The 13,502-nt window shown below is 61.7% G+C and carries 8 protein-coding genes; 3 read left to right on the forward strand and 5 right to left on the reverse strand.

Annotated features, from left to right (window positions below; translation table 11 throughout):
• Nucleotides 1-147: 147 nt before the first annotated feature.
• Both ACVOLI_RS14995 and ACVOLI_RS15000 read right to left on the reverse strand, forming a co-directional pair.
• Nucleotides 148-2,157, reverse strand: a complete 2,010-nt coding sequence (locus ACVOLI_RS14995) for a M13 family metallopeptidase (RefSeq protein WP_481615024.1) — start codon at nt 2,155-2,157, stop codon at nt 148-150.
• A gap of 293 nt (nt 2,158-2,450) precedes the next feature.
• Nucleotides 2,451-4,547, reverse strand: a complete 2,097-nt coding sequence (locus ACVOLI_RS15000; protein ID WP_481615039.1) for a M13 family metallopeptidase — start codon at nt 4,545-4,547, stop codon at nt 2,451-2,453.
• 169 nt (nt 4,548-4,716) lie between these two features.
• Between ACVOLI_RS15000 and ACVOLI_RS15005 the strand changes: the two genes are divergently transcribed.
• A complete protein-coding gene (locus ACVOLI_RS15005) occupies nt 4,717-6,318 on the forward strand; it encodes a phytoene desaturase family protein (protein WP_481615025.1) in 1,602 nt (533 codons plus the stop codon).
• An 85-nt stretch (nt 6,319-6,403) separates the two neighbouring features.
• Here ACVOLI_RS15005 and ACVOLI_RS15010 read toward each other — a convergent pair whose 3' ends face one another.
• The gene (locus ACVOLI_RS15010; protein WP_481615026.1) at nt 6,404-9,271 is read right to left on the reverse strand and encodes a TonB-dependent receptor plug domain-containing protein; all 2,868 of its coding nucleotides are present in this window, start codon (nt 9,269-9,271) and stop codon (nt 6,404-6,406) included.
• 144 nt (nt 9,272-9,415) lie between these two features.
• On the reverse strand, nt 9,416-11,449 hold the full coding sequence (locus ACVOLI_RS15015; protein WP_481615027.1) for an alpha/beta hydrolase family protein: 2,034 nt from the start codon (nt 11,447-11,449) through the stop codon (nt 9,416-9,418).
• Nucleotides 11,450-11,627: 178 nt separating this feature from the next.
• Between ACVOLI_RS15015 and apbC the strand changes: the two genes are divergently transcribed.
• The gene (gene apbC / locus ACVOLI_RS15020; protein WP_481615028.1) at nt 11,628-12,485 is read left to right on the forward strand and encodes an iron-sulfur cluster carrier protein ApbC; all 858 of its coding nucleotides are present in this window, start codon (nt 11,628-11,630) and stop codon (nt 12,483-12,485) included.
• A 175-nt stretch (nt 12,486-12,660) separates the two neighbouring features.
• Nucleotides 12,661-13,233 carry a dCTP deaminase gene (gene dcd / locus ACVOLI_RS15025; protein WP_282266583.1) on the forward strand — a complete coding sequence of 191 codons (573 nt, stop codon included), beginning with the start codon at nt 12,661-12,663 and terminating at the stop codon, nt 13,231-13,233.
• Nucleotides 13,234-13,305: 72 nt separating this feature from the next.
• Here the strand turns inward: dcd and ACVOLI_RS15030 are convergent, their stop codons facing one another.
• Nucleotides 13,306-13,473: a LiaI-LiaF-like domain-containing protein gene (locus ACVOLI_RS15030; RefSeq protein ID WP_089153126.1), complete on the reverse strand. Its 168-nt coding sequence runs from the start codon at nt 13,471-13,473 to the stop codon at nt 13,306-13,308.
• Nucleotides 13,474-13,502: the final 29 nt, after the last annotated feature.

Here is a 13,502-nt window from a genome sequence, read left to right on the forward strand (position 1 = left end):
ACTTGAGCCCCTCTCCCGCTTGCGGGAGAGGGGTTGGGGTGAGGGCTGCCTTGCGCAGGTAAAGCCTCTGCCGAGCATGGCTCGGCACTACAGTTAGAAAGCAAAAAGGCGCGGAATCCGCGCCTTTTTGCTTCCTTCAATTCCGCATCAACGCCAGATCCTGATCTGCTCGGCGTCGGTACGCTGCATCGGCTGGCCTGGCTTGCAGCTGAAGCTGGCGCCAAACTCCGGCAGGTTGGACAGTGGTGCATTGCTGCGCCAGCGGCCCGGTGCGCGCACGTCGGTGCTCAGGCGCTGCACGGCTTCGTTCGGCGACAACTGCTGCGCCCACAGGCTGGTCCAGCCCTTGAAGAAGTCCTGCTTATCGGCCGGCTTGGCATCAGCCTGGGCGGCGGTGAAGGCCTCCAATGCGATCTCCATGCCCGACAGATCCGCCATGTTCTCGTCGCGGGTCAGCTCACCGTTGACCTTGGCATCCTTGACGCCCGGGAACGGATAAGCGCTGTACTGCGCGGCGACGCGGTTGCCGAGCAGCGTCCAGGCGCTCTTGTCAGCCGGCGTCCACCAGCTGCGCAGTTCGCCCTTGGCGTCGATCATCGCGCCCTTGACGTCGATGGCGCGGCTGACTTCATGCGCGACCAGGCCACCGAAAGCGCCGAACTTCTCGGCATTGCTGGCGTTGGCGGCAAAGATCGGCCCCTGCAGGGCTGCGGCCGTCACGATCAAGCGGTTCTGGGCGATGTCGTAAGCGATCGACGGCTGCTGCGGCAGCACGTCCCAACGGCGGTCGGCGTTGCCCTTGCCGATGCGCTTCATTTCCTGGGCGTGGCGCCAGGTGGACGCGATCAGGATGTTGCCACCAAAGCTGCCGCGGCCCATCGGCTGCACGGTGTAGTCCAGATCGCGCAGCGGGGTGCCGATCTCGATCTTCATCGCCGCCAGCTTGGCTTCGGCTTCGGTCTTGGCCTCGGTGCTGAGCCAGCTGCTGCGCTTGATCGCGGCGATTTGTGCTTCGCGGATCTGGTCGACCATCACACCGGCCTGGCGGCGGGTATCGCGGTTGAGGTAGGTCGCGGCGTATTCGTGGCCCAGCATCGGGCCGGCGGCCACGTTGATGGCGTCGAGCACAGCGTCCGGGCGTGCCGGGGCGATGGCCTGGCCACGCAGCAGGCGGCCACGGAACTCGAACTCGGCGTCGCGGTAGGCCTTGGACAGGTACGGCGCCATCGCGTCGCCCACGCGCCAGCGCAGGTAGGCCTTCCACTGATTGGCCGGCAGACGGCTGACCATGCCGTTGAGCTGCTGGAACAGCGCCGGGTCGGCCAGCGACACCAGGTCGTCGTTCACGCCCTGCGCCTTCAGGAAGGCATCCAATTGCAGGTTGCGGTAGCGGCTGTTGAGGTCCTTGGTGGAGACCGGCGCGTAGTTATTGAACGGGTTGTTGATGTCGGCCACCGAGTGCGCGCTGCGCGCCAGTTCGGTTTCCAGCTGGATGACCAGCGCCGATTCGGCATCAAGCTGCGCCGCCGGGGTGCCGGTCAGGGCCAGGATCTGCTTCACGTAGGCGCGATAGCGGCCCATCAGGGCGACGGTGTCGGCATCGGTGCGGGTGTAGAAGGCCGGGTCCGGCAGGCCGGTGCCGCCTTGCATGAAGTAGCCGATATGGCGGTCCAATGCCTTCAGGTCCACGTCCGGGGCGAAATTGAACGCGACCGGGATGCCGACCTGATGCAGGGCAGCGATCGAGGCCGGGATGTCCTTGGCCTTCTTGATGGCGTTGATGCGGGTCAGCAGCGGCGCGATCGGCTTGGAACCGTCGGCTTCGACCGCGGCTTCATCCAGGCCGCTGGCCCAGAAATCGCCAAGCAGCTTCTGCACGTTGCCTTGCGGCGCGGTCATCGCGCGATCCAGCAACTGGCGCTGCTGGGTGCGGGTGTTCTCTGCCAGGGTGCCGAGGGCGCTGACCGCGCCGGTCTGCGGCACCGGATTGGCCTTGAGCCAGTTGCCGTTGGTGGCTTCGTAGAAATCCGTACAGGCCGCGCTCACTGCCGGTGCCCGTGCCGCAGGCTTCTTGCGGGCGGCCTGCGCATCGTTGGTGGACAGCATGGTCACCAGGGAGAAGGCCAGGGCCAGGGTAAGTGGGCGAACGTTGGGCATGTGGTGCATATCCGCAGAAGGACAAAGTGGGCGGAGTTTAACAAGCTGGCGGCGGATTGGTGCCGGGGCAGGGCACGGAATTGGGTACTGCATCAAAACCGGTGGTTGTGGGAGCGGCGTGAGCTGCAGAGCCACTGCGGATGATGCGGTTGGCATTGACCGGTTTGCGTCGATTTCTGGTGCCTTGGGCTTGCTCAGCTTCGCGGCTTACGCCGCTCCCACAATCCTCGTGCGCGGGCAAAAGAAGGCCCGGCAATGCCGGGCCTTCTTTGGGTCTCACTGCAGGCCGGCGATTACCAGATCACTACCTGCTTGTCGCCAGCACGGACCATCGGCGAACCGGCCTTGCACTGGAAGGCAGCAGCGAAGGTCGGCAGGTTCGACGGTGCACCCATGGCACGGAACTGCGCCGGGGCGTGCGGGTCGGTGGCCAGGCGGACCTTGGCGTTTTCGGCGGTGTACTTGGTGCGCCACACGGTCGCCCAGTTGAAGAAGAAGCGCTGGTCGCGGGTGAAGCCGTCAACCTTGGCGTCTTCCTTGCCAGCCGAAGCCTTCTGCAGGGCATCGTAAGCCGTGGCCAGGCCGCCCAGGTCGGCGATGTTCTCGCCCAGGGTCAGCGAACCGTTGACGTTCTGGTCGCCCACCTTGTACTCGTTGAACTGGTTGACCAGCTTGCCGGTCAGGCCAGCGAAGCCCTTCGAATCCGCCGGGGTCCACCAGTTCTCGAAGTTGCCGGTCGGGCCGAAACGGCTGCCCTGGTCGTCGTAACCGTGGGTCATTTCGTGGCCGATGACGGCACCGATGCCGCCGTAGTTCAGCGCGTCGTCGGCGTTCGGATCGAAGAACGGCGGCTGCAGGATGGCGGCCGGGAACACGATCTCGTTCTGCAGCGGGTTGTAATAGGCGTTGACGGTCTGCGGGGTCATGCCCCACTCGGTCTTGTCGACCGGCTGGCCGATCTTGGCCAGTGCCCACTTGTAATTGAAGGCATTGGCTGCGCGCACGTTGCCCAGGTAGTCATCGTGGGTGGTGCTCAGGCCGCTCCAATCACGCCACTTGTCCGGGTAGCCGATCTTCGGGGTGAAGGTTTCCCACTTGGCGATTGCCTTGGCCTTGGTCTCGTCGCTCATCCAGGTCAGGTTCTGGATGCGGTCCTTCAGCGCGCCGGCCAGGTTCTTGACCAGCTCTTCCATCTTGGCCTTGGACTCGGGCGAGAAGGCGACCTTCACGTACATCTGGCCGAAGGCGTCGCCGGCATCGCTCTCGATCGTGCCAAGCACCTGCTTCCAACGCGGCTTGATTTCCTTCTGGCCGTTCAGTTCCTTGCCGTAGAACGCGTAGTTCTCCTGCACGAACTCATTGCTCAGGTACGGCGCGGCGCCGTCCACGGTGTGGAAGCGCAGGTAGGCGCGCCAGGCTGCCGGGTCGGTGTCGGCCAGCATCTTGCTCACTTCCGCGTGGAATGCCGGCATGGCCAGCGAGAACGTCGCCGGTGCGGCAATGCCCTGTGCCTGGAAGAACGCAGTCCAGCTGAAGTTCGGGGTCAGCTTGTCGGCGTCAGCCACGGTGACCGGGTTGTAGTACAGCGAGACGTCGCGCGACAGCTCGACGCTGGACTTGGAGGCCTTGGCAAGACGGGTCTCGAACTTGATCACGTCCTCGGCCTGCTTGGCGGCGTCGGCCGCGGCCACGCCGCTCAGCTCCAGTACCTTGGCCACGTGGGCCTTGTAGGCGTTGAGCTTGTCGGCCTTGCTGGCGTCGGTGTAATAGGTGGTGTCCGGCAGGCCCAGGCCACCCTGGCTGGCGTAGGCCATGTTCATGGTGGAGTTCTTGAAATCTGCTTCCGGGCCGAAGCCGAACAGGAAGTTCTCGCCCTTGGCCGCAGTGCTGCGCAGGTAGTTGGCCAGTGCGGCGGTGTCCTGCAGGCCATCAATCGCGGCCAGGTCGGCCTTCAGCGGGGTGATGCCCAGCGAGTTGATCTTGGCTTCGTCCATGCCCGAGGCCCAGAAGTCGCCGACGATCTTCTCGATGCCGGTGGCGTTCTTCATTGCCGCGGCCTGTTCGGCCAGCTGGTGCTGCACGGCAACCGAGCGCTCGTCGAGGATGGTGAAGGCGCCCCAGCTGGTGCGGTCAGCCGGAATTTCGTTGGCGTTGAGCCACTTTTCGTTCACGTAACCGTTGAAGTCGGTACATGCGTCCTTGCTGGCGTCGAGGTCGGCAGCGGTGAAGGCGTTGTAGGCCGGCAGCTTGGACTCGTCCAGCTTCAGCTCGGTGGCGGCCGGGGCAGCGGCGGTGGCCGCCGGCGGGGACTGCTCTTCCAGCTTGGGGCAACCGGTCAGCACGGCGGCGACGGCCAGCGACAGCAGGAGAATCTGGGGTTTGCGAACGATCACGGGAAAGGCCTCCAGGCCGGTTTCAAAGCATGAGTGAGGCCGCGGAGTCCGGGGCCGAAGCAGGAAGATACGCCTGAAACCGATGAGGAAGGGGTGTAGAAGGTCATGGGTCGCTGCGGGTGTATTCCTATGGGCGGCGACGGCTGGCCGGTGCTATACAGCGGGAATGACCAAGACATCAAGCAAGCAGTGGGACGCGATCCTGATCGGCGGCGGCCATAACGGACTGGTGTGCGCGGCCTATCTGGCCAGGGCCGGCAAGCGGGTATTGGTATTGGAGCGACGTTCAGTAGTCGGAGGCGCAGCCGTCACCGAGGAGTTCCATCCCGGTTTCCGCAACTCGGTGGCCTCTTATACGGTGTCGCTGCTGCAACCCAAGGTGATTGCCGAGCTGGAGCTGGAGCGGCACGGCCTGCGGGTGGTGCCGCGCAAGCTCAACAACTTCCTGCCCTTGGGCAATGGCGAGTATCTGTTGGCCGGGGGCGGGCGCACTGCCGAACAGGTTGCGCGCTTCTCCGCACGCGATGCGGCACGCCTGCCCGAGTACGAACAGCGCTTGGAGATTTTTGCCGATGTGCTGCGTGCGCAGGCCCTGCAGGCGCCGCCGAACATCAGCGGTGCGAGTTGGTTGCGTGCGCTGCCCGAGCTGTGGAAGGCCGGTCAATTGGGTCGACAGCTGCAGCGCCTGGATCCGGGCTTGCAGCAGGAGTTGATGGATCTGTTCACCATCTCCGCCGCCGAGTACCTGGACCGATGGTTCGAGAGCGAACCGATCAAGGCCTTGTTCGGCTTCGATGGCATCGTTGGCAACTACGCCAGTCCTTATGCGCCGGGCACGGCCTACGTGTTGTTGCATCACGTGTTTGGTGAAAGCAACGGCGTCAAAGGTGCCTGGGGTCACGCGATCGGCGGCATGGGCGCGATCACCCAGGCGATGGCGCGATCGGCGGTTGAGGCCGGTGTTGAAATCCGTACCGATGCCGCCGTCGAGAAGGTCCTGGTGGAGCAGGGGTGTGCAGTCGGCGTTGTATTGGCCGGTGGCGACGTGCTGCGCGGCTCTGCCATCGTTGCCAACGTCAATCCGAAGCTGCTCTACGAGCGCCTGTTCGATCCTGCCGATGTGCCGGCGGCTACGTTGGAGCGCATGGCCAACTGGCGCTGCGGCTCGGGAACATTCCGCATGAATGTGGCTTTGTCGAAACTGCCTGATTTCAGCGTGCTGCCGGGACTCGGTGATCATCTGACCGCCGGCATCATCATCGCCCCTAGCCTGGACTACATGGATCGTGCCTATCTGGATGCGCGTCAATACGGGTGGTCACGCGAGCCCATCGTCGAGATGCTGATTCCCAGCACGCTGGATGATTCACTCGCACCGCCGGGACAGCACGTTGCCAGCCTGTTCTGCCAGCACGTGGCGCCGCAGCTGCCGGATGGGCGCAGCTGGGACGATCATCGCGAGGAAGTCGCGGATCTGATGATCGCCACCGTCGACAAGCATGCGCCGGGTTTTGCTGCTTCGGTGCTAGGCAGGCAGATCATGAGCCCGCTGGATCTCGAGCGGACCTTCGGCTTGATCGGCGGTGATATCTTCCATGGCGCGCTGAGCTTGAACCAGTTGTTCAATGCGCGGCCAATGCTGGGGCAGGCGGGCTACAAGGGCGCGCTGCCGGGGCTCTATCTATGTGGTTCGGGTACGCACCCGGGCGGAGGAGTTACCGGGGCGCCTGGGCATAATGCGGCCGCGGTCGTTTGGGGTGATCTTTAAATCAGCGGCGCTGCGATAGCCTTGATGCAAAAAAGGAGGCGACCTGGGTCGCCTCCTTTTTTTGGAACCTACTACTGACTGGAAGTCAGAACTTGTACTTCAGACGCACGAACGGGGTGCGGCCGTAGTAGTCGTACTGCGTCGCGAAGGCAGGCACATTGCCGTAACGCGTGCCGGCGCCGGTCGAGATCGATGCCGGCTTGGCATCGAACACGTTGGCGACGCCAACCAGAATCTGCCAGTCCGACTGGTCATACGTCATCGAAGCAGTGTGGTAGTAGCGAGCGTCAGCAGTGATGTCGCGGTAGGAGTCCGGACGGCCGAGATAGGTGAACTTTTCCGACAGGTCCTTGTTCTTGGTTTCACCGATGTACGAGGTCAACCAGTTGAAGGCCCAATCACCACGCTTGAAGGTCAGCCCAAGATTGGCGACCAGATCCGGACGGCCAATGAAGCCCAGCTGGTCCGAATTGCTCAGGCCGCTGGCCTCCGCGCTGTCGAACAACTGCATCACGTCTTCCAGCGTGTAGGTGACCTGCGTATCCACCGCAAACTTGCCGAAACCGAACTCGTGTTCCCAGTTTGCCGTCAAGTCCCAACCACGGGTGCGCTGCTTGTTGATGTTGATGTACTGCGCATGCACTTCGGTAATCCGGAAAGGTTCATTCGGATCAGTGGAAGGGTTGCGGGTCATCAGGTCGCAGAACTTGTTCGGGAACGACGCTGAGCCATAGCAGCCACCGACGATGTCGGCCGCATCCAGAGAGGCAATCTGGTCATTTACTTCATAGTCGAAGTAGTCAATTGCTACATTCAGATTTGCAAACGATGGCGTGAAGACCAGGCCGACGCTCTTGGCACGCGAGGTTTCCGGTTTCAGCTGGCCTGCGCCACCACTGGTGTAAATCGTTGCGCTGGAGCCATTGCCTGCATAGTCGGGAGCAATACCCAAGGAGCCGCAGTTTGCCGCCAATTGGTCATTGTTCGTTTCACCCCAGCGGATGCAAGGGTCGATGGCGGTCTGTCCCAGGAACCCGGTCTGGTTACCAAGGTACAGCTCATACAAGCCCGGGGCGCGATATGAGGTGCCCAATGTGCCGCGAACACGGAACGCGGAATTGATCTGCCAGCTCAGGCCGACCTTCCACACGCTGTCGGACCCATCGACCGAGTCGTACTGGAACACACGTCCGGAAGCATTGGCGGTCAGCGACTCGATGCCCGTGATGCCCTTGAGCAGCGGCACCTCCAATTCCACGAACGCTTCCTTCACCTTGTCATCGCCCTTGGTGACATCGGCGCTGGAAGAGCCCCAGATGAACCCATCGCGCGAGACCTGGCTGGGTTGGTCGTCAATCTTGTAGTAGCGGTACTCCAGGCCGGCAGCCATCCCCACAGCGCCTGCTGGCAGGTCGAACAATTCACCGCTGAAAACTGCATTGACGGTGGCCTGATCATAGGTGGTCTTACCCGTATGCCAGATGCCGAGGATGTCAACCAGCTCATCAACCTTGGCCCCACTCAGATAGCCCGGGTCGAAGAAATTCCCGGCGGGCGTACCGCTGTTGTCATAGTTGAGGTCGCCAGTCAGGCGAGTGTCAATGCCCAGGTTGCGATAGGTGCCGCTAGAGCGGCTGTAGTTCGCATTGACTTCCCAGCCCCAAGAGTCTGTACCGGCAAACAGACCATCGAGCTTGTTGGCCAGATAGTAATAGTCCACCTGGACCTGGGTGATGGACTTGAACGGCATGACCGGCTGAGCGATTCCGTTTGCGGTGCCTGGCGCTTCCAGGTACGGGAAGAACTGACGCCAGCTGAAGTTTTCAGTGTCGCGCTGGTTGTAGAGGAACTGGCTCTTCCAATTGAACGAATCGAAGCCGAAATCAGCCGCCAAGTAAGCGGATTTACGTTCCTGGCGGTTGATGATGTGCGCTTCGCCCCAACGACTGAAGTTGGATGGGATCTGCGTATAGGCCTGGGTGCTTCCGTTTGCGTAGGTCTTGTCCTGTCTCGGAGCATAGCCAGCGAACGGACCGTTTGTGCTGCCGTCTGCAGTAGGTACCCAAACCTTCGCGGTGCCGTATTCCGCGATGTAATTGTGTTGCATGTTGAGACAGAACGGGCGCGGGCCGTAGATCGAGGCATCCGTGCGGTCGATACGGTTGCCGTCCGCATCCGTGACCAGATCTTCCGAGCACTTGAGGAAGTCTCGCTCACCGCGGGTCAGTTCGTTATGGCGGTACCACTCGACGGCGGCGACGACGCTGCCCTTTTCGAAGTTCCAGCCGTTGGCCAGCGAGGCGGCAAATACTTCGCCACCACCGTGCTGTGGGATGCGGGAGGTGACGGTCAGTTCAGGGCGCTCGAAATTCTTCTTGGTGATCAGGTTGACCACGCCAGCGACCGCGTCGGAGCCGTAGATCGAAGACGAACCGTCTTTCACGATCTCAGCGCGCTGCAGAATGGCAGTCGGGATGACGTTCAGGTCGAACGCGCCCACTGCACCACGGGTGCCTGCCGGGCCAGGACGCTGGCCGTCGAGCAGTACCAAGGTGCGATTGGCGCCAAGTCCACGCAACGAGAAGGTCTGTACGCCAGTACCGCCATCAACCACAAAGCCACCAAACTGGTGGGTGATCTGCGTTTCGGCAGCGCCGATGGCGGACTTCTGCAGGAACTCGCCAACGTTGACCTGACCTTGTGCCGTGTTGGTTTCGGTGTCGATGGTAAAGACGGGGGAAATCGTGTCGTAGTCGGCGCGGCGAAGCAGGGAGCCGGTGACGGTTACCTTGTCAAGGTCTGTAGCCCCGGCCTTTGTCTGCTGCTGACTTGACTTGTCGCTCTCCGCGGTGGCTGCTTCTTGTGCGAAGGCGGGAGCCGCCTGAAGGCAGGCCAGAACTGCAAGCGTCAGAGGCAGGCGAATTGGCGAAGTGTGTCCGTTTTCTTTGCGCATACTGCTTTTTCCCCGTCTTGTTATGTTTCGGTTAACCGAGTCTAGGTAGCTAGTAATGTAAATGCAAGGTGAATATCAAGCATTTGTAACTATTTTTGTTGAACGCCCGTTCAGCCCTTCGCGACGCGAAGGGCTGGGGAGGGGTCAAAGCCCGTTCGGACCACAGTCACTGCGCAGGAAGCTTTCCATCAACGGGAGCGTTGCCTGGTAGTGCCTGGGGTACCACGGCATGCTGTGGGGCATGTCCGGGATCAATTCGAACTTGGCTGCTACCTTCCCTTGGACTGCGTTGTAGAAGCCGCGGGCATGGAATGCCGGCGTGCGGACGTCGCGGTCACCCACGTAGAGCAGGACTGGGATATTGGCGTTGGCGGTGTGCTGCATGGGGTCCATGCCCTTGACCGTCTGTCCCTGCAGGATGCGCTGGAGGCGATTCTCGCTCCACGAGACGCCAAGGCGTGCCAGATCGGTTACCGGGGCGCCTGCAATAGCACATTGGAACGGGGATGGGTTGCGAACTGTCGCTGCTGCTGCGGCAAAGCCGCCATATGAGTATCCAAAGATGGCAATGCGGTCCTTTGCTGCAATGCCCTGGGAGACCAGCCATGCGGCCGCATCATCATTGTCGTCCTGCATGGTCAGGCCCCACTGCTTGTCGCCTGCAATCCAGTGGTCGCGGCCGAAGCCGGTGCTGCCGCGGTACTGTGGACGAACTACCGCGTAGCCGCGGGATGTGAAGTACGGTACCCAGCCGGATGCGTCCCAACCCGTGTAGTCACGAGCCCACGGACCGCCGTGCGGGTGCACGAGCGCCGGTAGAGCGGCATCGCCTTCTTTCCAACCTGCTGGCAGGTCAAGAATGGCTGGAATCTTGCGGCCGTCACGCGCTGTGTAGGTGATCCAGCGTTGCTCGCCGATCTGGCTGCTATCCACCCAGGGGCGTTCGCTACCCAGTTGGGTAACGCTCTTTTTGTCTGCAAGGACAAAGTAGGAGGTCGGTTTGCTTGCGCTGCTGGTGGTGTAGAGCACCCTGGACAGGTCGTCGTTGTAGCCTGTAATGGCGACGTACTGTCCAGGATAGGCCTGTTTCAGGCTGTCGCTCAATGCCTTCATCTGTGGATCGACGTACACGGCCTCGCGGCGCGGACCGTCTACGTAAAACCCCAGGACCTGATTGAAATTGCTGGGGCGCGTGCCGAGGATCAGGTTGCCGATCGGATACTGCGGGTGGGCCGCCAGTGGCTCCTTGTCAAAGGTTTTGGTTGCGGGGTCGTACTGCCATGCCTGGACCTGATCAGAGAACTTGTCAGTGAGAATGTAAAGCTTGCCCGTAGCGTCATCGATTCCGGCCACTTCCATGGTGTAGCGGTCGCTGAGCTTGGTTGTAAGGGCGTCGTGCTTGTCAAACTGTCCGTTGCCCTTGTTCTTGATCAGGATCTGCTGCTCATAGTCATTCGATCCCAGTGGTTCGATCTGGCTGCGAGTCAGGAGTTCGCCATTCCGCGGGTGGAAGAGGCCTGGTGCAGCACGGGTTCCGCCGCGGAACAGTAGTTCGGTCTTTCCAGTGGCCAGGTTGAACAGATAGTAGTTCGCTGACAAAGTCAGTTCATTCATCTGCGAGATGATGACTTTCTCAGGATCAAGCGGAAGCGAGTGAACCAGCGATGCAGAGCCGGCCAACTCCAGGCAACGTTGTGTCTGCTCGCTGACTCCGAGCTTACGGGTGTTGTCGGCGAACGCTTCGTCGAACTTCGTTTGGCTCGGGTCTGTCAGATAGGCTTTGGTCAGGAAGGTCTTGGTGGCGCCAGTGGAGTTGCCCTCGCCACAGCCTGACAATTGTCCGGTGAATTCTTGACGGCCAATGACCAGCGTTTTTCCTGCCTTGAGGGCGCTGGCGGCAATGAATTTCATTCGATCACCTGAGGGGGTGATTGCAGTGGGGCCGTTGCCCAGCTTGTCCATGTCCCAGTTGGCCAGTGCGGTATCGCCATTGTTGCTGCCTGGCGCGGCGATGATGGCGACGAGTCTTTTGCCATCGGCGCTCATTGTCACAGACTGAATTGCTGGGATCTTTGCAAAACTTTCCGTCGGTAAGGGGGTTGGAGCGGCTTGGGCCGTTGTCGCAGCCAGCACAATGCTAGCTGCGAGGGCAAACTTGGCGCACTTGAGTTGTTTCATCGATGTGACGTCCTTGGCTGTGGCTTATGTGCCGAGTCGTGGCACATTTGCGTCGAAGATGAATGAATGCTGTATTTTCGTCAATGCTGTGGGCCCTCACTACGTGGGAGCCTTCGTTTTCTCTTGCGGAAGTCGGGTGTGGCACTATCGCGACCAACTTTTTTGAATCCTTCACGTCATGCAGCTTTACGATCAGTCCCGCCCAGCCACCCATCGTGTGCAGAAGGGGCTTTCCCCCCATTCACGTATCCGCAATGTCATTGCGGTCGGTTCTGGCAAGGGCGGGGTGGGCAAGTCCACCACGGCGGTGAATCTGGCGTTGGCGCTGAAAGCGCTGGGTGCCAAGGTCGGGGTACTGGATGCCGATATCTACGGCCCCAGCGTGCCGGCCATGCTGGGCCTGAGCGGGCGGCCGGAGAGCCCGGACAACAAGTCCATCGAGCCGCTGCGGGCGTTCGGGGTCGAGGCGATGTCGATCGGTTTCCTGATCGAGCCGGACTCCCCGATGATCTGGCGTGGGCCGATGGCCACTTCCGCACTGACCCAGCTGTTCAACGACACGCTGTGGGGCGACCTGGACTTCCTGCTGATCGATCTGCCGCCGGGTACCGGCGACATCCAGTTGACCTTGTCGCAGAAGATCCCGGTGGCCGGCGCGGTGATCGTTACCACGCCGCAGGACATTGCCACGCTGGATGCGCGCAAGGCATTGAATATGTTCGAAAAGGTCGAGGTTCCTGTGCTCGGCATCGTCGAGAACATGGCTGTCCATACCTGCAGCAACTGTGGCCACGTCGAGCATCTGTTCGGCGAGGGCGGCGGCCAGCGCATGGCCGAGCAGTACGGAGTACCGTTGCTGGGCTCGCTGCCGTTGGACATCGGCATTCGTGAGCAGGGCGATGTGGGGGCGCCGATCGTGGTTGCGCAGCCCGATTCGGCCGCGGCCAATGCCTATATGGCGGCGGCGCAGCGGATGGCCGAGGAATTGGCCAAGCGCCCGCGCGCCAGCATTCCGATCCTGTCCTCGTTGATCTGAGGCAGCTGCCAGCGCGGTGGCAGGGAGGGCCCGTTATGCGGGCCTTTCTCATATAGATTGAATGTGCAGAAGTTGCTGGCAGGCGATTGCTTGCCGGCCCTTGGCCGGCTCTAGGCTAGAATCGACCCCCCCCGGCCGCAGGCATGCTGCGGCACAACGTGAACAGGATCACTGAATGAGCATCAAGAGCGACCGTTGGATCCGCCAAATGTCCGAACAGCACGGCATGATCGCGCCGTACGAAGCCGGCCAGGTCAAGCAGGTGGATGGCCAGCGCATCGTCAGTTACGGCACCTCCAGCTATGGCTACGACGTGCGTTGCTCGCGTGAGTTCAAGGTGTTCACCAACATCAACTCGACCATCGTCGACCCCAAGCACTTCGACCCGAAGAGCTTCGTCGACATCGAGGCCGATGAGTGCATCATCCCGCCGAATTCGTTCGCGCTGGCACGCACGGTGGAGTTCTTCCGCATCCCGCGCGACACCCTGGTGGTGTGCCTGGGCAAGAGCACCTATGCGCGCTGCGGCATCATCGTCAACGTGACCCCGCTGGAGCCGGAATGGGAAGGCCACGTGACGCTGGAATTCTCCAACACCACGCCGCTGCCGGCACGTATCTATGCCAACGAGGGCGTGGCGCAGATGCTGTTCTTCCAGGCCGACAAGGACGACATCTGCGAGACCTCGTACAAGGATCGTGGCGGCAAGTACCAGGGCCAGACCGGCGTCACCCTGCCGCGCACCTGAGTGCGGCCTGGGCTGAAATGAAAAAGGCGCCGTGAGGCGCCTTTTTCTTTGTGCAGGATCCGGCGGTGCGGCTTATTTGCCGCGTCCGAACAACATGCCGATACCGACAGCCACCAGGATGGCCGGCCACCAGGTGGCGAGCATGCTGCCGATGTTGCCGTTGATCCAGCCGAGGTTCTTGGCCAGGAAAAACAGGCCAACGATGATCAGGATCAGGGCGGCGATCAGATTGGAGCGCATCGGCTTGCGGAGTCCGTAAGGGAGAAGGT

The organism is Stenotrophomonas sp. STEN029 (assembly GCF_056760015.1).